This is a genomic window from Fischerella sp., from assembly GCF_013388695.1.
GTDB lineage: Bacteria > Cyanobacteriota > Cyanobacteriia > Cyanobacteriales > Nostocaceae > PCC9605.
Window position 1 is genome coordinate 44,680 of the sequence record NZ_JACAEU010000099.1, and the last position, 18,769, is coordinate 63,448.

Consider the following 18,769-nt stretch of genomic DNA (forward strand, 5'->3'; position numbering starts at 1 on the left):
GGTTCAGGCGATGGTCAATGGTTTTTTTGTCCTGCTGCCAAACATTGTTTTAGCGTTGTCGCATCGAGTACGATGTTGGTATTGGGTACGGGGATGATATTGATCGAGCCAAGCATTTAATTCTGGAAGCGATGTACGAAACAGAAGGAGTCTTGGCAGAACCTGCCCCAGATGCACTGGTAATGGAATTAGCAGAGAGTACCGTAAATATCCGCGCTCGTTGGTGGATTCAACCACCGCGACGTGCTGATGCGTTGGATGCGCGAGATCGGGTTTTGACTAACATTAAGAAGAAACTGATGGCTAACGGTATTGACTTACCTTTCCCCACACAGCAAATTCTCTTCCACGACCAAACGGAAGAGACGGATGGCGATCGCACTCGTCAACGCGAAGGCTGGCCTGCTGGTCGGGGTGAAGTGCCGAAACCTCGCAGCATCAGTGGTTCGCTCAGAAAACTCGCTGAAATGCGATCGCAAAACAACGGCTCATCTACTCCCGGCGAACTATGAACAACATCAAGCTGAGCAAGCTTTGGGACTCGCTCCATTCTAGTTACTGGTTCGTCCCAACAATTATGGCAGCGATCGCCATCGCCTTGACGTTGGCAATGTTGACTCTTGATCGAGCTGGCTATTACGGGCCATTTGAAGAGTGGGGCTGGATTTACACTGGTGGCCCGGATGGTGCGCGTGGTCTGCTCTCAGCCGTTGCTGGTTCGCTTGTCAGCGTTACTGCTACAGCTTTTTCAATTACAATCGTTGCCCTCCAACTCGCCTAGGTAGTGGTCATTTTGGCGATAAGCTGCACATTCGCCAAAGCAACGAGTTGGATCAGTTAGCACTAGAACTTAATCGTATGAGTGAACGCTTGGCTTCACTCGACCAAGAACGACGGGCGTTTCTAGCAAACGTATCTCACGAACTCCGCACTCCCATCAGTAATGTCTTGGTGACGGTTGAAGCCCTCCGTGGTGGGGCTGCTTCCGATCCGGCGGTGCGCGATCGCTTTTTTCAAAATGTAGAAGACGAAACCAAACGACTCTCACGGCTAATTGGCGATCTGCTGGATTTGGGACGTTTGGAAACTGGGGTGACACACCTAGAAAAACAAAATATCCCGCTTGCTAGTTTAATTAGCCGTGCAGTCAGGGCTGTGGAAACGCGAATGCAAAATTCGCAAATTTCCGCCCATGTAAACGTAGCTGACTTGCAAGTACAGGGTGATTCAGAACGGCTGTTGCAAGCATTTCTCAACTTATTGGATAACGCCATTAAACATTCAACCCCCAATTCCCGAATATTCATCACTGCTTACAAGCAAGATAAACAAGCAGTTGTGACAATCCGCGATCAAGGCCAAGGGATAAAAGACAGCGATCTTCCCCGGATTTTTGAGCAATTCTACACAGGCGATCGCTCTCGTCAAGGTCGGGGAGTGGGGTTAGGCTTGGCGATCGCCAAACGCATTATCGAAGCCCACGGAGGTAGCATTACTGCTAATAGCAAGTTCGGTGAGGGAGCCACATTCACTATTTATTTACCCTTACAGTAGGACAAGTAATCTCATGTCTGCTTGAACACTTATACTATCCGTTGAGGTCGGTAATTGGTAATTGGTAATTGGGGTATTACCTAATACTTGCGATGGTCAAAAACCGCTCCTTCGGAGCATCGCAGTGGGAATATCAAGTGATTATCCGGACTTGATATAAGTAGGTCAACATAATTAAACGTAAAATATCTTGTATTTTATACGGGCGGGCAGGATGCTCCGAAGTTCCGAACCCTTTGGAAAGCCGCCCGGAGGGCGTCTACGGAGGAAACCTCCGCTTTGGATCAAAGAAGTTTTGGTCAAAGATATACTGAACCAATGGCAGGGAGACACAAAAAAATATTACGAGCAAGAAACACCAACCGCGATCGCACATCACAAATCTAATTCTTCTGTGGAAAAATAGATCGGCACGAATAAATTTAACTCGTGAGGGTCGTCATTTGTCATTTGTCATTGGTCATTTGTCATTGGGTAGGGGCATAGAATTTTATAGCCCCCCTTGCTAAGGGGGGTTGGGGGGATCTTCGGAATATACATAGCCAGCCCAACCGTACTTGAGCAAAGGAAAAATTTACTGGTTTTGGGCTGGACGAGGTGCCAGTTGGACTGTGACTTGCTGAGTCTGTCCATTACGTAAAAGTTGTATTTGCAAGTTGCTACCAATACCGCTTTTATCAGCTATTTGCTGAATTTCTTCCGCTGTAGTAACTGGTTGGTTGTTGATTTGCTGGATGACATCTCCCGATCGCAATCCTGCTCGATCTGCTGGAGAACCAGGAACGACACGGATAATGACAACTCCTCTGTCTGCTTCCACGCGAATATCACTATTGGGAAGATTGTTAATTCTTTGCCTAACATCTGGTGTGAGGCTTACCATTTCAATACCTATGTAAGGATATTCAACTTTGCCTTCGGTAATCAATTGTTGGGCAATTCTTTGTGCTCTGTCGATAGGAATGGCAAAGCCTATCCCTTGAGCACCTTGGATAATAGCAGTGTTGACGCCAATAACTTGACCGCGAGCATTTAAAAGAGGCCCGCCGGAGTTACCAGGATTAATAGCTGCATCAGTTTGAATAAAGCCAGCGCCTCGATCGGAAATTCCAAAATCGCTGACAGAGCGATCTACCGCACTAACAACGCCTACTGTCACAGTTTCTTGCAAACCTAAGGGATTGCCAATAGCGATCGCCCATTGTCCTGGTCGCACTTGCTCGGAATTTCCCAATTCTAAAGTTGGCAAATTCTGAGCAGGAACCTGCACCACTGCAATATCTGATACGGTGTCTGTTCCTAGTACTTTACCTTCAAAAGTTTGACCGTTAGAAAAAGTTACCGTAACTGTATCAGCATCATTGACTACGTGAGCATTAGTCAAAATTTGGCCATTAGGATTGATGACAAAACCAGAGCCAACTCCGCGCACAACTCGCTCTTGCGGCTGTGTTGGTATCCGGTCGCCAAAAAACCGCCGAAAGAACGGATCGTTAAAAACCTCCGGAAGTTCGGGTCTTACGGTTCGAGCAGTATTAATTCGTACTACAGCTGGTTCTACTTTTTCTACAACTGCAACCACAAAATTGGTGTCTTCTGGAGTTGGTGTCAGTGGGCGATCGCCAGGTTCTTCCGTTCGTTGCACTTGGGGGGAAGTGTCGCGTGCAGATGGAATAATTCGATCAAATTCGACTGCACAACCACTTAACAACCCGATTCCTGTTGTCATCAGCGCTAGCAATAAGTGAGTTGCGCCTTTGTGTTCCCAAAGTTTCGACTTTTGATTATTTGTTTTCGCTAATGCATCTATCTTAAGGTTGATAAATTGCAGATTAAGCTCAGAACAATTAAACTCAGAAGGATTCTGATTATTATTTCTACTTGTTGTTCGCATATGACTTTATTTTGATTAGATATAAGTTAGTTAAATCCCTATTTAAAATACTGATGCTTTTTTGGCTATTTCACCTCTACCATCAGAAATTTCCTAGCTATTAATTACCAACATCGATAGCTTTTATATGCATGTCTACGATCGCATCGGTCGTTGGATACTAGCAGCAGCAATTATTATCGGTTGGGTGCTGGGTAGCAGTACTGAAATTGACCAAGCAGCGATCGCGGTTTTATTTGCCTTTTTAGCGGGGGGAGTTGTTCTCAATGTTCTCAAAGAAGAACTACCAGAAGAACGAGAAAGCCGCTTTTGGGCATTTGTCTTGGGTGCGGCAATTTACACTGCTCTCCTGCTAGCCTTGTAGTATGAGCGATCGCAGTGGGTGGATCAATCATCCTCATACTCTGCCCAAGAATTCGGAGTTTCTGACACCGCAACCTTTAACAGTACATCTGGTGGCACTCGCTTCTTAGTTTCGTCATAAATATACTTAGCAATCATCTCAGCAGTTGTTTCGTATTCAGGAGGCAAGACTTCGTTAAGCACGCAATGATCGAGTCCTCCCTTGGAAACATCTTGCTTAGCCCAGCGCAAGGTTCTAAAATCAGACACCATAACTGGATGCGGACAGTATTGTGAAGAATGCAGTTTTGTTGAAGTTGCTTCGATTCGCACTTTGTAAGTATGCCCATGCATCCGACCGCACGGGCCATCGTAATCTTTGATGTAGTGGGCACTGTCAAACGAGAATTCAGTTACTAATTTCCATTTGGGCATGTTGCTATTGCCTCGCAGCCAATTCCGAAACAAATATAAGACTATATCTTTGTTCATCCTAGCTGTGCGGTCAGGCTTCTTGGGGTAAGCTGATGTGCATTTAACTTGCATTCTTCTCAACCAGGGATGTCAGAATTCGGGAGTCAAAATACACAAGCCTCTTGTCTGGTAAATTCTGAATTCCCAATCCTAACTAAATATGCAACTTAAATGCCAATTAGCTTAGTACAACATTTCGTAAGTTCGCGCGCGAAATTTTTGCACAAAGACTCCGCGTTCCTCTGCGTTTACCTTTGCGAGCCTCTGCGTTTCAAATCGCTACTTTTTTATGCAAAGCTGTACTTAGTACTCTTATCGCGTCAGGTATTTTACCTGATTTCTACTGCAAATGTTTTTTGTGAAAACGCAATCTTGTCTTGAATTCCTGAGAGTTTTGGCAAGGCAGAATCAATTGCCTCTAGTCGTGGAATCAACCCCTCTTGATTGGCAATTTGGATTGAAAGTCCCGGACGAGCATTTATCTCCAATAACAGCGGCCCTTTTTGGCGATCGAGAACAATATCAACACCGAGATAGCCAAACTCTGTTTTATCGCCTAACTTTGCAGCCATCTCCAAAATAGTTTGCCAATGAGGAATTTGGCGATCGCGCAACGGGTGTCCCGTCTCAGGATGGTTGTCAATGTAGCGGTTTTTCTGGATACCAACCAATGTTTTCCCCGTCGAGAGGTCAATACCTACACCAACACCACCTCTGTGTAAATTCGCTTTACCATCAGAAGCCCGCGTGGGCAAACGCAACATTGCCATTGCCGGAACTCCACGATAGACAATCACCCGGATAACCGATGGGATGATAAGCAAGGCATCACGACAGTGCTTGTTGAAGAATTTCTTCTACAAATTGCGTCTTTGCCTGACAAGAGGAGTCTTTTGACTTTTGACCCTTCGCTGCGCCCCTTGGGCATGCTTTTGACTTTTGACTTTAACCTAGACCCATACCATCAGTTTCAGTTACTAATAATTTACCTTCACCACCATACATCCAAATAAAACCCTCTCCACCGCCTCTGCCAAAATGACCTAATTTGCGATAATCTTCTTCAATACCGTTTGTATATCCTTTCACCATGTCATAATCAGCAATTAAAACTTCTCCTCTTCTTAATTCAATAATCCTAGCGGGTGCAGTGGTACCTGTAACAACTTGAGCAATCTGTCCGGATAAGGCTCTTAAAGCAAGCCTCCATTTACCATCACCAGAACCAGCAATTTGTCGGAATTTTAATCTTTTTGCACCCATAACTACATTATCTGAACAAAATTGAAAAACACCATCATCAAATTCCCATTGCTCTCGGTCTGATATTTCAACAGATGTGTAATGTAAGAAATGTCCTTTTGGTCTAGGTTCTAGGTAAACCATACCCGTACCTTGATATACAGGTGCGTTATATTCGATTTCCGTTCTCAAAGCTACCCACATATCTCTCAAACGGTTATCAGTTTTATAAACACCATAAGTTAACTTACCTACACATCTGTGCAAAGCTCCTTTTTGAATTATAGTTCCTGAATTTTCCAGGCTAATTTCAACTTGCTGAACAAATGGAATATTTTTGGTGGGATGGTAATATTTATTAGTTTCTTTATTGATATTATTCTGCAAATACCATAAATCTGTTGGTTCTAGAATCTTAACTGCATGTTGCATAAATTGTATCTCCGGCAATAATTAAATTAGGTGTATTAATTTTTGCAGTCTTTGTCAAGAGAGTTAACAATTTATAAAAAGCGAGGGGATATGGTATCACCTCGTGCTTTCTTATGTCAGTGGGCAACCGGAAGCTGCACCTCCAGGAACTGTCACCACATCGGAGGTGATCAACCGATCCGAAGAACTGGTTGGAAGAACTGTGACGGTTAGAAGCAAGCCGCTGCAAACAGTCGGTTCAACATCCTTCACAGTGAGCGATCGCCAATACTTTGGCGGTGAACCAATCTTAGTCATAAATGCTTCCGGTCAGCCTTTCGATTTGCCCAAGGGTGGTAACACAGAAGTTCAAATTACAGGCGAGGTTCGCAATTTAGTACTTCCAGATATTGAGCGAGAATTTAATCTCAAATTACAGGAAGAATATTATGGAGATTACGAAAACTCTTTCCAAATTCGATCCAAGCTTCATCCCGTATTCTGAATATAGTGAATTAAAATCTGCACGTTTTGAATTTGACGAAAAACTTGTTCAATAATCTCAAGAATCTTCTCAGGATTGGCTTGATGAGATATTTGAATTTTGGAGTGAGAGATTGAATAGAAATAGAAGAGTACCCAGATCCTTCTACTACGTGCAAATGTTTAACCATCAAACACATCATAGAAGTCAAATAACCTCAGAGCTACACAAAATAATCATTTTTTAAATTGGTATAATAAATCAACGCAGCGGACGGACGAAAGCCGCTGGTGCTTAGTACAACATTTCATAAATTTGTAGCGAATACAATTCTGAAATACTCTGCGAACCTCTGCGCTGACTCTGCGCCCCTCTGCGTTTGAAATCGCCACTTTTTTACGCAAAGCTGTACTTAGTTCGGTTTACAAAAATTGCAAAAACAGGCTGCAATTAACGATTGGCGATCGCTAGCAATTGGTTCTGCTGGAGTCCCTATACTGTTTGAATAGGTAGGGAAATTACAAATTCTGTACCTCGACCAATTTCGGAAAAAATTTCAATTTTTCCGTGATGTTTTTCAACGATTTTGTAACATATACTTAACCCTAAACCAGTACCTTTACCTACTGGTTTAGTTGTGAAAAAAGGGTCAAATAGCTTTGCTTTTATCTCCGGTGAAATTCCAGGGCCATTATCGCTGATACTGACCTTAATATAGCTATCATTGACTCTGGATGTAGCAATCTTAATTTCTTTACTTGTTTCATCACTTTTATCGTCTAACAGTGCATCTATAGCATTGCTAATAATATTCATAAACACTTGGTTGAGTTGCGCTGGATAGCACTCAATCAAAGGTAAATTACCATAAGCTTTAATAACTTCAACTCCTTGCTTAAATCGGTGATTGAGAATTAACAGCGTGTTCTCAATTCCTTCATGAATATCTACCTTTTTGATGTCAGCTTCATCTAAGCGGGAGAAGTTCCGCAAAGACAGTACAATTTCCCGAATGCGCTGAGCGCCTATTTTCATTGAAGACAAAACTTTTGATACATCCTCGCACAGATAATCTAAATCAATTTCTTCTATTTTTTCTTCAATTGCCGACTGTGGATCGGGGTAATGCTGCTGATATAAATTTAATAAATTCAGTAAATCTTGAATATAATTATTAGCACATTCAATATTGCCGTAAATAAAATTAACAGGGTTATTGATTTCATGAGCTATTCCTGCTACCATCTGTCCAAGAGAGGACATTTTTTCTGTTTGAATTAACTGCGTTTGAGTTTCTTTCAGGTCTTGCAGCGTTTCTTTTAGTTCTAGGGTTCGTTCTTCTACCCGTTCTTCTAAGGTTTGGCGAGCTAGTTCTAATTCATGAGTGTAATCTCCCACCCATTGCACCAATTGATTTAGGGAGGTTGCTAATGTACCCACTTCATCAGTGCTTGCGACATTAGCTCTCAGGCTAAAATCTGATTCTGCGGTGATTTGTCTGGCGACGTTTGTTACTGCTTGTAGGGGACTGGCGATCGCTCTACTAGTATACAGTGCTAGTACTGCTGCTAATACAACCGATAACACCATACTGCCAATAATAATTAGCAGTTGCAACTCTTGAGCAAGCCTAAATCTGGCATTTGCTTGCTGTTTTTGATTTTCAGCTATTTTTAAGATTCGACTTAACTCCTCTGTGAGCATTTCAAAGTTAACATTAATGCGAATACTTTGCTCTCCTTTCAGCAAAACTGCTAAGTCATTTTGGTTACTTTGAATTTTTCCAGAGTTTAACTTATTAAAGTCTATTATTTGCCACCATGATTTGACAAGTTCAGTATATTTTTCTGTATTAGTTTGATATTTATTTAATAATTTGTGTAAATCTTTATTTTCTACAGCTAATCCATTAGGATTATTTTTCACAAAATCTTCTAGCTCAGTTAATTCTGCCTTCACTTGAGAAATATCTGCCAAAAATTTACTTTTTTCAAATTCTAACCAAATGGAATCTTCAAGCACGCTAACTAAGCGTTGCGGATGTATTCGTGTCATTATCACTGCATTTTCTAACTTCCTTAAATTACTTTCTTGCTGAGAGGCTAATTCTAGTTGCTTCTGAGCTTGTTTTTCGTAGTAATCAGCGATCGCTAAGCCGCTACTAGTTCCTAAAACAGCAATACCAATTGACAGTGAATATCCATAACCAATTTTTTTGGCAATACTCAAGCTGCTGGTGAAGCGATTCAGGAAAGTAGGTAAAGCTTTTGAATTTACCTGTTTTGTTTTCGCTTTATTTTCTAAAGAAGAACTAGAACCTCGAAATAGCATTTTTATCAATTTCATTTAAAAAAAAAATAGTAATAAACAAAGCTATAGGTAAATGCTTTTTGTAGCTAATATCTGAGAAAATATTCTATACTCATCAGTATGCTGGCAAATACATTCAAAATGGTGATGCGAATAGAGATACAGCATTGATTTTATTCGGAAATCACGCATCAAACAGTAGTGGTATTACTGAGATATCACAAATCAGTACAGCGGAAATCAGCTTCTAAAAAACTTATGCAGTCATCCGTATAACTGTTAACTGTTCTCCTAAAATGCACCCAATTATAGTTGCATGACAAATTGTCACCACAGTATTTCTACGTAAGTACTTGCAATTGGGCGTAAATTTTCAGTAATTTTACAGTTTGTTTAGTATCAATTTTTTTTTAGATTTTAAGCCAATTTAGATTAGATGTGAAAAAGTGATATCAAGAATTTTGTTCAATTCTTTGCTGTTTAGTCCCGCTGTTATAGTCACAACCTTGTTTTTATCGTCCTCAAAAGTTACAGCTGAAGTATCGGCAGCCGTGGCGCAAGTCACCTCTGTCTCTCAACTGTCTGACGTACAACCTTCAGATTGGGCATTCGATGCATTGCAATCCCTGGTAGAACGGTATGGTTGTATTGCTGGCTATCCAAATGGTACGTATCGCGGCAATCGAACCATGACGCGATACGAATTTGCTGCTGGTTTGAATGCTTGTTTAGATCGGGTGAATGAATTAATTGCTACTGCTACAGCTGATTTGGTAACTAAAGAAGATTTAGCTACATTCCAAAAGCTGCGAGAGGAGTTTTCCGCTGAACTAGCTACCCTGCGGAGTCGTGTAGATGCGTTGGAAATGCGTACCGCTGAACTTGAGGCAAATCAGTTTTCTACCACCACGAAACTCACAGGTGAGGCTATCTTTGCTGTAGCTGGTGTTTTTGGTGAGGAAGCAGCTGACGAAGACGACAATGGCAATAACAACCCAGATTTGCAAGATAATATTATATTTGCCAATCGGGTACGTCTGAATTTTGATACTAGCTTTACTGGCAAAGACCTTTTAAGAACCCGCTTGCAAACCAAAAACATAACTGAGTTTCAAGGCGATGTCACAGGTACTAGAATGACTCGTTTGGGGTTCGATGGAGATGAAGACAACCGAGTTAGTATAGATGACCTGTACTATTACTTCCCAATCGGCGATCGCGTGAGAGTTACGGTTGCTGCTGCGGAAACAGAAATGACAGACATTGCAGAAACGCTGAGTCCCGTAAGTAGCGCTAGCAGCGGCGCGATTTCTCGCTTTGGGCGGTATAACCCCATCTACCGAACTAATGACGGTACAGGATTTGGGATAAACTACGAGTTTAGCGATCGCGCCAGTCTCACTTTCGCCTATATGGTCAGTGATGCTGAAGATCCTGCTAAGAAAAATGGGCTTTTCGATGGTAACTACAGCGCTTTAGCACAAGTACTTTTTGCGCCAATCAAGAATTTAGATATAGGATTGACATACGTCCACTCCTACTATGCTGGAGGGAGCAATAGTGGTGTCAACCTGACGGGTAGTACAGGTAGCGATAATGCCCGTAGACCCTTTGATAATGTCGCTACTTCCGCAGATTCCTTTGGTTTAGAAACTAGCTGGCGAATTAGTCCTCAATTTACTGTTTCTGGTTGGTTAGGCTATTCATTTGCCCACTCGGAAGTCAGCGACGACAACGCAGATATCTTGAACTATGCTGTAACTTTAGCTTTTCCAGATTTGGGAGGAAAAGGTAATTTAGCTGGTATTGTCATCGGTATGCCACCAAAGGTTACAGAAAGTAGCCTAGTCGCCGATCGGGACACCTCCTTACATATAGAGGGTTTCTATCGGTTCAAACTCACAGATAACATCACTATTACCCCTGGCTTATTTGTGATTACCAATCCAGAACACAACGATAACAACGATAACAACGATAGTATATTTGTAGGAACCATGCGAACGACCTTCAAGTTTTAAAGAAATTGTCCTTGTCCAATTGCTTGATAAACCTCGCGAATCATGTTGTAATCAGCATCATTCGCAGGGATGAACTGGGATTGATTGTACTTTTTATGCTTGCGACCGACTAAAAGAGCTTGAATAAGTTTATCTTGGTTTTGAAGAATGCGCGATCGCACCAGTTCAACAACAGCAGGCTCAAATTTACTACTGAGAACAAAGACATCGTTGGGTAGAGGTGGGCTTTTTGCTATGACTAAAAACTCGCTATCTGCTTTTTTTTGTATAACTTCTCGGTCATAGGTGTTGTTAGAAAATGCTGAGGCATAAATTTCACCCTTTTTTAAAGCCAGAATGCGCTTCTGTTCTTCTTTAATTAGCACAATTTCGACGTCTGTCTTGGGATTTAATCCAGCATCTATCAAAATCTTCATTGGACCAATATAACTACCTGCTGCACCCAAGTTTCCTAAAGCGATTTTTTTACCTTTCAATTGTGCCAGTGATTTGATTCCGCTTTTAGTATAGACTGCAAACAGAGAGTAATAGTTTGGGCGTGTAATAGCAGTAAGGGGAACAGCTTGCGTTCTCGCCCGTGAAATCACATATTCAGATGGCCCAAGCAGGACGAGATCCAGCTGACCCAACTGTAGGGCTGTCACCGCCGCAATGTAATTTTGAACCAAAACCATCTCAATTTTTGTTTCCAAAACCTGCTCTATTGCTGTTTTAAATGCCCCAAAATTGCTTTGTAATTCTTCGATATTTTTTTCATCTGTGGATGTAAATCTTAGGTTTTTGGGCAAACTCACACTTGATTTAGAACTTATAACATTATATTTATTGCTGCTAGCTGCCGTACAACCAGCGGCAAATAGTAGGGAATAATAGATGAAATTTCGTCGTTGCATATAGTTGCTTAATAGATAAAATTACTTTGAAATTCTGATAGCACTTAGCTAATGAACTCGCCTTGTCCGATTGCTTTGTAAACTTCTCGAATCATGTTGTAATCGGCATCAGTAGCCGCTAACATTTTGGAGCCTTTAAACTTCTCATTTTCTGGGGATGCCAAGATAGCTTGGATGAGTTTATCTTGATGCTTGAGCATGAGCTGTTGCATTTGTTGGATGAAGGCGGGAGCAAGCTGGCTGCTAGCAACAAAAACATCGCTGGGCAGGTTTGATCCAGTCGCTATGATTGGAAATTCTGTTGTAGATAAACCTGCCTTTCGCAGCATTTTTTCATACCTTGAAATAGAAACTGCCCAGGCATCAACATCTCCTTTTCTTAACGCTTCCAAGCCCTTGTCTTCTAAAAACAAACTTTGGTAGTCTGACTTAGGATTTAACCCAGCATCCATAAGAAGCTTTGTCGGGTAAAGATGGCCACCAGTTCCTGCCTTTGCTCGCAGAGCAATTTTTTTCCCTTTTAATTGAGACAGTGACTTGATACCACTGTTGGCACGAACAGCAACTATTGAGTAGTACTTTGGTCGTTCGAGAGCAACAACAGGAATTGCTTTCGCCCTGGCATTTAAAATCACGTATTCTGATGGGCCTGCAAGAACTAGATTTATCTGACCCAACTGCAATGCTGGTGCCGCCGCTATGGTATTTTCAACGGGGATAAAATCAATCTTGATATCTAATACATCTTCTAATGCAGTGCGAAAGGCTCCATAATCCCGCTGTAAATCTTGTAGTCCCTTAATATCTGTGACTGCAAATTTTAGTTGCTTGGGCGCACTGTCCAGCACTTTGTTAAAAGTACTATTACTGGAATTAGTAGCTACTGTACAACCACCAACAAATAGTAGAGATTGCCAAATAAAATTACGCCGTTTCATTTTTTTGATAATTAATTTATTACTCAGTTAATGAAATCACCTTGTCCAATTGCTTTATAAACTTCCCGAATCGTGTTGTAATCAGCATCAACAGCCGTAACCATTTTGGAGCCTTTAAACTTCTTGTTAGCTGGGGATACCAAAATAGCTTGAATGAGTTTATCTTGATGCTTGAGCATCAACTGTTGCATCTGTTCGATAAAGGCGGGAGCAAGCTGACTACTAGCAACAAACACATCATCGGGGAGATTTGATCCAGTTGCTATCACTGAAAATGCACTCTCAGATAAACCTGCCTTTTGTAATTGTCTTTGATATGCCGTACTAGCAAGTGTACAGACATCAACAATTCCTTTTGCTAACGCTTCCACTGCCTTTTCTTCTAAAAATAGAATTTGCAAGTCCGACTTGGGATTTAATCCTGCGTCTATTAGCTGCTTGATGGGGTAAACATGCCCAGCGGTTGATCCTTTCTTCCACATGGCGATTTTTTTCCCTTTTAACTGAGATAGAGACTTGATACCACTGTCAGCACGCACAACGATTACTGGGTAGTAACTTGATCGCTTGATAGCGACAAAGGGAACTGCCTTCGCCCTAGCATTTAAAATCACGTATTCCGATGGACCTGCGAAAACTATATCTACCTGACCCAACTGCAATGCTGGTGCTGCCGCTATGGTATTTTCAACGGGAAAAAAATCAATATCGATATCTAATACATCCTCTAATGCAGTCCGAAAAGCTCCATAATCTCGTTGTAATTCTTTCAGCCCGCTAACATCTGTAACTGCAAATCTTAGTTGCTTGGGTGCGTTGCCTAACAATTTATTAGAATTACTATTACTCGAATTATTAGCTAGTGTACAACTACCAATAAACAGCAGGGAGTACCAAAGAAAATTACGCCGTTTCATGTATTAATAAATAGAGACGTCTAGACTATATTTTTAAAGTATTTAGTTGATGTTATTTTTTTTTATCAATAGTAGCTACAGTAATATCACTTATACTGTCAATGAGCCGTTAAGGAGGTTACAACTCAACTGCGGAGTGAGACAAGCGATCGCACCCATATAAAGATTTGGTATAAGTGAATTTTTTTTGAGATAGCCCTCTATTTTCTGACAGTCAGGTTAGTTCTGTGTTAGTGAAGCTTTAGCTGTCTAAAGATTGAGGGGAGACTACTATGCCAGAACAAAACTCTAATCATCCCGATTGGATGCAAGCTTATCGACCTTTGTTCTTTGAAAGTCTCTCAGGTATCACCTATCTCGGAGATAATCGAGTTCTGCTGTGCGATCGCACCAGAGGTATGCTGACAGAAGTAAATTTAGTTTCTCTATTAATAACTACTTTGAATGACTAATCCTGCCTTCGTGGCTAACGACATCAAGTATCGACTTACTATTTAGATCAGAAAAACTCTGCGTACCTCCGCGCTAACTCTGCGCTCCTCTGCGTTTAAAAATGTTACTATTTTACGCAAAGCTGTACTTAGCTACTGTCGTTAATTTTGGTTAGACCAAATCGGCAGTTGATTTACTTTTTCTAGCGTTAACTCTACATAAGTAGTTTGACTTTCCCCCACCAATGTTTTACCAAAATAGCCTTCAGATCCATCATGAGTATGAGGGCCAGTATTCACTACTGTGTAACGTCCCTGTTGCAAAGCCTGGTTAAAAGGAGAGCCTACCGTCACAGGCCAGCGTGAAGCAAATATAATAACGCTAATGTCCTCAACCCAATCTCGACTACCCTGGAGATGGTACACGCGATCAACCGCCTCGAAGCCAGTGTTACCATCAAAACTACCCCCAACGGACACTACGATAAACTGGGCGTTGAGCCATTGATCTAGATAGGGAACTGCACCCAGAGCAACCTGTGCGCCTCCGCTAGTGCCAATCAGAATCAGCTTTAGCCGTTGAAGTTGAAACGCACAAAAAAGTTTCACACCGTTGAACGAAGTAGTGAGCGAGTTCAAAAACTGAGACTGAAATATTGACATAACATCATGTCCGTTTGAACACTTATCATATCTGTGAAGATCGATAATAGGTAATGGGTAATGGGAAAAACCAATTACCAATTACCAACAAAGCCAACCATCGTAATTCTCGTTACCAGGTTGGTTGCATAACTGTGCAAAATGTGACATGAAATTGGTGCGATCGCAAGCGCAAGACATATTTTGCAGTAGAGAAATTCTGGAAAATTGCCTAATATCCCGCCACTGTACCCATCAGTGGCGGATTACAGCGGCTTTTTCCGAAAGGAGAATTTACCAAAAAACCCAATAGCCAAAGTTGGCAGAAGGGCAACAAACGGCGGTAGAAATATTATTTAAGGCGATCGCTTTCTACTCACAAAAGCCAAACAGCGATCGCACACCCAACAACGCCAACCAATACAGGCGATCGCTTATTTGATAGGTGTATAGCGGTTTGCAGACGAATGAGGTACAAATTTAAATCAGTCAAACTCTTGTGGGGTGGGCGTCCTTGCCCGCCCGCGTGTATCTGGCTATAAATGCGATCGCTCCAGTGATGTAGCCCCTAATCGCTCACTACAAACCTCTCATAATTAATGCGATGAACCACTACAGTGCTAAAGGGCAAATGCATTGCGGCCGATCGCAACTCCACTAGTTAGCAGACATCATTACCAGAGTCAACCAAAGCAGCAATAGCCGCTGCAACCAAGGCACTAACTGAGGAAGCTGCTATAGAAATGTCTTAGGGGAGAGCGATCGCCACCCTAAAAAAGACTCTAATTGCATTCCTACGAGAACACTGCACCATCAACGTTACAGCTGAGGAAAATTCAATATATTTAGCATACAAGCGTACACTTCTTCTCAAATGGCACGTTCTCCCCTCAATTGATAATTCTCTCAAAACTGGTTTGATGCCGGAGATCTTGCGGGAGTGTTTGCCGATATGCAAGTCAGAGTAAAAGATAAAAATTTCTTAATCTTCCGTTAATATCGCGATGAGATACTAGACTCAGATGTATCCGCTAGGTTCGTAATTACTAAGCGATCGCAAACAATGAGGGAATAGGGCGATCGCTTCTTATTACTCGTTAAATGCCTCTAGCCTTTGTCTGGGTAATTGGGATCGCCTATAGTCTCAAAGCCTTTGTTGACCGTGCCCTCGCCGTTGTTCGAGAAACCGTCGATCGCATGGCACAAGATCCACAGTGGCAATCATGGATTCTGGATACCCGAGAACTGTTTGGAGTTGAAACCCTTGCCAAACTTTATCTGGAAAGTAAACCTGCCAGGATTTCTGACGAAGCGATCGCAGATTTGTGTGATTGGCTCATGAGTGAGTTTCAGCAACTGCCTTTAAATCTCCAGTTCTCAGATTACCAACGTTACAGCAATGCTGAAGAGATGTTTGCTGATATTGAGCAAAACCAGCTTTGGGTATCTGCTGACACTTACGATACGAGTATTTTTCCCAATCCTATCTATGGATTTTTCTTTCAGGCTGTGCATGACTACGATCACTACCTGACCAAGAGCGACTTCAGCTTGGAAGGGGAAATTGCAGCTTACAATGCTACAGCAAAACGTGCGCCAAGCCTAGAAATTCAGAAAATTCTCTATTCTGAAATTGTGCTGCGGTCTGCTGCTTACCTTCACTTAGGACATGCACCAACTCCTATGGTTGTATTCCCGTAGTGATTGAGGAGATAGAGAATTTATGCACGAATGTCCTTGTTGTTCGTATCGATTGTTACGGCATATTCAACACCAACAGATTTGCTGTTTTTCCATTACTGGATAAACATGCCTGTTCAATCCGAAGTCCAGTTTGACTACGTATTAACAAAGGAGTAATAACACTATGACTACAACAGTGATATCTTTAAGCACCCCTGCAATTCAGCTAGCAGACATTATCGACTATTCCCAGAGTCCAGTCCAACGCCCATGGGCTTTTCGCCCACAACGAGGGAATGAAAATCTCTTCCCCGATCCCCAATCCCTATTTTCAAGTCAGAGGAAGTAGGGCTTCCCTACAGAGCGATCGATTTCAGTCAGAATCCATCGCTATACTTTTGGATAGTGAAGTAATCTTTTATCTCCCCATGACAATCAATAAATTTGACATCAAGCCTTTTGCCGTATACATCCAATACAAGCGACCCAGGAATACTGAGTGACGTATACATCGCCGGATGCGGAAATACGCTATCTGCCAGAGCAGAGGTGCCTGCAACGATATACACTGTCCCCGCATGGGAAGCTAAAAGAGGTTTTTGATACTGTTGCGACTCGTCCTCTCGTCCACTTCCTCCATTTTTTTTCATCTGTTCATTAAAGGAGTCCGAGTTTCCATAATGCCCGTCAATCAGATAGGAACGCTCATAGGAGTGGCTGTGACCGCATAGCACAATGTCTACACCCGCCTCTTCCAAAATGGGAAGGGCACGCTCTCTCATTTCAATTAACTCAATCTCGGTATCTGAATCGTGTGACCCCTTTGTGTATGGAGGATGATGCCAAAAAGCGACTTTCCAATCTTGACGAGATGAAATTGCATCATCTGCTAGCCAGGTAAACATTTTCCCTGCAACAGAGCGATCGCTCCCATAGGAGTCAAGACAGATAAAGTGGATGTTGCCATAGTCAAATGAGTAATATGCTGCGGTTGATGACGGCACACCACCTGCTTCCCCACGAGTTGGTAGAGTGAACAGTTCATAATATGGCCCTGTTTGCAACTGGGAATTAGCGCACCCACCATCATGATTGCCGATCGCAGTCCAAAGAACACTGCTGCGTAGAAGTTGGGGATACATGTCAAATATCCCTCGCTGATACTCCTCATAAGTACCAGTATCATAAGCATTATCGCCAAGCATCAGCCACAGATCGGTATGGCGCGTTTGTGTAAATTTCAGATACCCATCTTGCACAGCTGCTGCCAGATCGTTTCCACGTCCCGCGTCCCCTAAAACCCAGATCCGCATTGGTCTGACTCCAAGAGATACCTGATCTTGTGCTGGCGCAGTGACGAAAAAGTAATCTTCAGTTCCGCCTGCTTGTACTCCTGCTGTTGTTCCAACTGCGTAGTAATACTTCGTGTCTTTTGTTAGTCCGCTGAGTTTGACTATGTGGTCAGACGTAATCGTTGTCTCTTGTTGTTCTAAACACAGTCTGTCAGGAACTGTACCGTACCATACCTTGCCTTGGGTAGGAGCATTAGTAGCCCAGCGGATAGTTATGCTAGACTCAGTGCCTTGTTGTAGATACGGGCCCCTAATAATTTGTAGATTATCAATGACAGGTCTTTTTTCTGCTTCAGGATAAATTACCGTCATCAGCAAAAAGTCATCCTATGTTAATTTATTTAACCAAGACAAATTAATTATTACAAATTTTTTACAAACTAACTATCCCTTCAAGAATGAATTATCAGTTTTCAATTCTAATTTGATTGCTTTGGGCGAAAGCTTTGATTTTTTGCTTCTTGTATCGCTGTATATTATCGTCATTCGTACCTCTGTATTGCTGTGGAGTGCGATCGCACTTAGGGCAAAATTGCTTTTATCCTGCACGTCACTACTGTAGATTGTTGTTAATCATGGCGATCGCTTCTCAATGCTCCACCAGTCACAGACATTTTGGCAGACTTCATTAAATTTCTGTCCAACCAGCAGGAAGTCGATTTACCAGACAGCTTAGATGGTAGAATCTCACGGCTACTCCATTATTTAAAAGCACACCACTGTTTGCTAATACTGGATAATTTAGAGGCTACTTTGCAGGGTGGCAATAGCGCTGGGCAATATCGAGATGGATATGAGGGTTACAGTCAGTTACTCAAGAAAGTTGGTGAAGTCTCTCATCAAAGCTGCTTGCTGCTAACCAGTCGGGAGAAACCACAAAACATTGAGAAACTAGCAGGAAAAAACAAAAAAGCGATCGCCCTAAATAAATTAAACATCTAAAATAGAATCCAATCCATCTTATCCACCCATTCTTCTGGTTCTGTTGTCTCCCAAATTAGGTAAATAGCTTCTGCCCAACTCCTGATGTTTCCACTTGCACGCAACCAAACTAATCCCCAAATACAGCACTTTGCATGAAAATGAAGTACACCCTCACTTTTGACGGACATCCCTCTCCCAATATTGGGAGAGGGAAAGAGGGTGAGGGATTTGCTAACTGTACCTGATTCACTTGAAAT

General features: G+C 42.1%; 19 protein-coding genes and 4 pseudogenes. 12 read left to right on the forward strand and 11 right to left on the reverse strand.

The window, feature by feature from the left end:
- Positions 1-59: 59 nt before the first annotated feature.
- The 4 genes and pseudogenes from HXY43_RS13555 to HXY43_RS13570 form a co-directional block, all read left to right on the forward strand.
- Positions 60-512 (forward strand): annotated as a pseudogene (locus HXY43_RS13555) (mechanosensitive ion channel family protein); the annotation flags it as partial.
- A pseudogene (locus HXY43_RS13560) lies at positions 509-778 on the forward strand (DUF2254 family protein); the annotation flags it as partial. The pseudogenes HXY43_RS13555 and HXY43_RS13560, both read left to right, overlap by 4 nt.
- Positions 775-1,554, forward strand: a pseudogene (locus HXY43_RS13565) (sensor histidine kinase); the annotation flags it as partial. The pseudogenes HXY43_RS13560 and HXY43_RS13565, both read left to right, overlap by 4 nt.
- A gap of 214 nt (positions 1,555-1,768) precedes the next feature.
- Positions 1,769-1,960 carry a hypothetical protein gene (locus HXY43_RS13570; protein ID WP_290883699.1) on the forward strand — a complete coding sequence of 64 codons (192 nt, stop codon included), beginning with the start codon at positions 1,769-1,771 and terminating at the stop codon, positions 1,958-1,960.
- Positions 1,961-2,128: 168 nt separating this feature from the next.
- On the opposite strand, the gene HXY43_RS13575 is transcribed toward HXY43_RS13570, so the two are convergent.
- Positions 2,129-3,448, reverse strand: a complete 1,320-nt coding sequence (locus tag HXY43_RS13575; RefSeq protein ID WP_290883700.1) for an HhoA/HhoB/HtrA family serine endopeptidase — start codon at positions 3,446-3,448, stop codon at positions 2,129-2,131.
- Between the two features lie 127 nt (positions 3,449-3,575).
- On the opposite strand from HXY43_RS13575, the gene HXY43_RS13580 reads away from it, so the two are divergent.
- On the forward strand, positions 3,576-3,812 hold the full coding sequence (locus tag HXY43_RS13580) for a hypothetical protein (protein WP_290883701.1): 237 nt from the start codon (positions 3,576-3,578) through the stop codon (positions 3,810-3,812).
- Positions 3,813-3,835: 23 nt separating this feature from the next.
- Here HXY43_RS13580 and HXY43_RS13585 read toward each other — a convergent pair whose 3' ends face one another.
- From HXY43_RS13585 to HXY43_RS13595, 3 genes are all read right to left on the reverse strand, one after another.
- Positions 3,836-4,225, reverse strand: coding sequence for a 6-carboxytetrahydropterin synthase (locus tag HXY43_RS13585; RefSeq protein ID WP_290883702.1), 390 nt, complete (start codon positions 4,223-4,225; stop codon positions 3,836-3,838).
- Positions 4,226-4,593: 368 nt separating this feature from the next.
- On the reverse strand, positions 4,594-5,088 hold the full coding sequence (locus tag HXY43_RS13590) for a sugar-transfer associated ATP-grasp domain-containing protein (RefSeq protein ID WP_290883703.1): 495 nt from the start codon (positions 5,086-5,088) through the stop codon (positions 4,594-4,596).
- 121 nt (positions 5,089-5,209) lie between these two features.
- Positions 5,210-5,938 (reverse strand): AIM24 family protein, encoded by a 729-nt coding sequence (locus HXY43_RS13595; protein ID WP_290883704.1) that lies wholly within the window; start codon positions 5,936-5,938, stop codon positions 5,210-5,212.
- Between the two features lie 103 nt (positions 5,939-6,041).
- On the opposite strand from HXY43_RS13595, the gene HXY43_RS13600 reads away from it, so the two are divergent.
- The gene (locus HXY43_RS13600) at positions 6,042-6,422 is read left to right on the forward strand and encodes a hypothetical protein (RefSeq protein ID WP_290883705.1); all 381 of its coding nucleotides are present in this window, start codon (positions 6,042-6,044) and stop codon (positions 6,420-6,422) included.
- 471 nt (positions 6,423-6,893) lie between these two features.
- On the opposite strand, the gene HXY43_RS13605 is transcribed toward HXY43_RS13600, so the two are convergent.
- Positions 6,894-8,747, reverse strand: coding sequence for an ATP-binding protein (locus HXY43_RS13605; protein ID WP_290883706.1), 1,854 nt, complete (start codon positions 8,745-8,747; stop codon positions 6,894-6,896).
- Between the two features lie 410 nt (positions 8,748-9,157).
- Between HXY43_RS13605 and HXY43_RS13610 the strand changes: the two genes are divergently transcribed.
- Positions 9,158-10,732: an iron uptake porin gene (locus tag HXY43_RS13610; RefSeq protein WP_290883707.1), complete on the forward strand. Its 1,575-nt coding sequence runs from the start codon at positions 9,158-9,160 to the stop codon at positions 10,730-10,732.
- On the opposite strand, the gene phnD (HXY43_RS13615) is transcribed toward HXY43_RS13610, so the two are convergent.
- From phnD (HXY43_RS13615) to phnD (HXY43_RS13625), 3 genes are read right to left on the reverse strand one after another with little or no spacing between them, the layout of a single operon-like run.
- A complete protein-coding gene (phnD, locus tag HXY43_RS13615) occupies positions 10,729-11,625 on the reverse strand; it encodes a phosphate/phosphite/phosphonate ABC transporter substrate-binding protein (protein WP_290883708.1) in 897 nt (298 codons plus the stop codon). The two genes, HXY43_RS13610 and phnD (HXY43_RS13615), sit on opposite strands and share 4 nt — an antisense overlap.
- Before the next feature lie 44 nt (positions 11,626-11,669).
- Entirely contained in the window at positions 11,670-12,563 is an 894-nt protein-coding gene (locus tag HXY43_RS13620; RefSeq protein WP_290883709.1) for a PhnD/SsuA/transferrin family substrate-binding protein, read from the reverse strand.
- 23 nt (positions 12,564-12,586) lie between these two features.
- Positions 12,587-13,480 (reverse strand): phosphate/phosphite/phosphonate ABC transporter substrate-binding protein, encoded by an 894-nt coding sequence (gene phnD / locus HXY43_RS13625; RefSeq protein ID WP_290883710.1) that lies wholly within the window; start codon positions 13,478-13,480, stop codon positions 12,587-12,589.
- Between the two features lie 272 nt (positions 13,481-13,752).
- Here phnD (HXY43_RS13625) and HXY43_RS13630 point away from each other — a divergent pair, with 272 nt between their 5' ends.
- On the forward strand, positions 13,753-13,932 hold the full coding sequence (locus HXY43_RS13630; RefSeq protein ID WP_290883711.1) for a hypothetical protein: 180 nt from the start codon (positions 13,753-13,755) through the stop codon (positions 13,930-13,932).
- Between the two features lie 141 nt (positions 13,933-14,073).
- On the opposite strand, the gene HXY43_RS13635 is transcribed toward HXY43_RS13630, so the two are convergent.
- On the reverse strand, positions 14,074-14,574 hold the full coding sequence (locus tag HXY43_RS13635; RefSeq protein ID WP_290883712.1) for a hypothetical protein: 501 nt from the start codon (positions 14,572-14,574) through the stop codon (positions 14,074-14,076).
- 298 nt (positions 14,575-14,872) lie between these two features.
- Between HXY43_RS13635 and HXY43_RS13640 the strand changes: the two genes are divergently transcribed.
- The 3 genes from HXY43_RS13640 (at position 14,873) to HXY43_RS13650 (ending at position 16,585) form a co-directional block, all read left to right on the forward strand.
- Entirely contained in the window at positions 14,873-14,995 is a 123-nt protein-coding gene (locus tag HXY43_RS13640) for a hypothetical protein (protein WP_290883713.1), read from the forward strand.
- Positions 14,996-15,654: 659 nt separating this feature from the next.
- The gene (locus HXY43_RS13645; protein WP_290883714.1) at positions 15,655-16,254 is read left to right on the forward strand and encodes a hypothetical protein; all 600 of its coding nucleotides are present in this window, start codon (positions 15,655-15,657) and stop codon (positions 16,252-16,254) included.
- Positions 16,255-16,420: 166 nt separating this feature from the next.
- On the forward strand, positions 16,421-16,585 hold the full coding sequence (locus tag HXY43_RS13650) for a hypothetical protein (RefSeq protein ID WP_290883715.1): 165 nt from the start codon (positions 16,421-16,423) through the stop codon (positions 16,583-16,585).
- Positions 16,586-16,613: 28 nt separating this feature from the next.
- On the opposite strand, the gene HXY43_RS13655 is transcribed toward HXY43_RS13650, so the two are convergent.
- Entirely contained in the window at positions 16,614-17,900 is a 1,287-nt protein-coding gene (locus HXY43_RS13655) for a metallophosphoesterase family protein (RefSeq protein WP_290883716.1), read from the reverse strand.
- Between the two features lie 303 nt (positions 17,901-18,203).
- Here HXY43_RS13655 and HXY43_RS13660 point away from each other — a divergent pair, with 303 nt between their 5' ends.
- Positions 18,204-18,530 carry a hypothetical protein gene (locus HXY43_RS13660; protein WP_367161484.1) on the forward strand — a complete coding sequence of 109 codons (327 nt, stop codon included), beginning with the start codon at positions 18,204-18,206 and terminating at the stop codon, positions 18,528-18,530.
- Here the strand turns inward: HXY43_RS13660 and HXY43_RS13665 are convergent.
- Positions 18,527-18,769: pseudogene (locus HXY43_RS13665) on the reverse strand (hypothetical protein); the annotation flags it as partial. The gene HXY43_RS13660 and the pseudogene HXY43_RS13665 sit on opposite strands and share 4 nt — an antisense overlap.

Excerpts from the sequence above, each read along its gene's own strand:
- HXY43_RS13580 (WP_290883701.1), top strand. The coding sequence starts at position 3,576 with ATGCATGTCTACGATCGCATCGGTCGTTGGATACTAGCAGCAGCAATT.
- HXY43_RS13585 (WP_290883702.1), bottom strand. The coding sequence starts at position 4,225 with ATGCCCAAATGGAAATTAGTAACTGAATTCTCGTTTGACAGTGCCCAC.
- HXY43_RS13630 (WP_290883711.1), top strand. The coding sequence starts at position 13,753 with ATGCCAGAACAAAACTCTAATCATCCCGATTGGATGCAAGCTTATCGA.
- HXY43_RS13575 (WP_290883700.1), bottom strand. The coding sequence starts at position 3,448 with ATGCGAACAACAAGTAGAAATAATAATCAGAATCCTTCTGAGTTTAAT.
- HXY43_RS13570 (WP_290883699.1), top strand. The coding sequence starts at position 1,769 with ATGCTCCGAAGTTCCGAACCCTTTGGAAAGCCGCCCGGAGGGCGTCTA.
- HXY43_RS13650 (WP_290883715.1), top strand. The coding sequence starts at position 16,421 with ATGACTACAACAGTGATATCTTTAAGCACCCCTGCAATTCAGCTAGCA.
- HXY43_RS13645 (WP_290883714.1), top strand. The coding sequence starts at position 15,655 with ATGCCTCTAGCCTTTGTCTGGGTAATTGGGATCGCCTATAGTCTCAAA.
- phnD (WP_290883710.1), bottom strand. The coding sequence starts at position 13,480 with ATGAAACGGCGTAATTTTCTTTGGTACTCCCTGCTGTTTATTGGTAGT.
- HXY43_RS13595 (WP_290883704.1), bottom strand. The coding sequence starts at position 5,938 with ATGCAACATGCAGTTAAGATTCTAGAACCAACAGATTTATGGTATTTG.
- HXY43_RS13655 (WP_290883716.1), bottom strand. The coding sequence starts at position 17,900 with ATGACGGTAATTTATCCTGAAGCAGAAAAAAGACCTGTCATTGATAAT.
- HXY43_RS13605 (WP_290883706.1), bottom strand. The coding sequence starts at position 8,747 with ATGAAATTGATAAAAATGCTATTTCGAGGTTCTAGTTCTTCTTTAGAA.
- phnD (WP_290883708.1), bottom strand. The coding sequence starts at position 11,625 with ATGCAACGACGAAATTTCATCTATTATTCCCTACTATTTGCCGCTGGT.
- HXY43_RS13620 (WP_290883709.1), bottom strand. The coding sequence starts at position 12,563 with ATGAAACGGCGTAATTTTATTTGGCAATCTCTACTATTTGTTGGTGGT.
- HXY43_RS13635 (WP_290883712.1), bottom strand. The coding sequence starts at position 14,574 with ATGTCAATATTTCAGTCTCAGTTTTTGAACTCGCTCACTACTTCGTTC.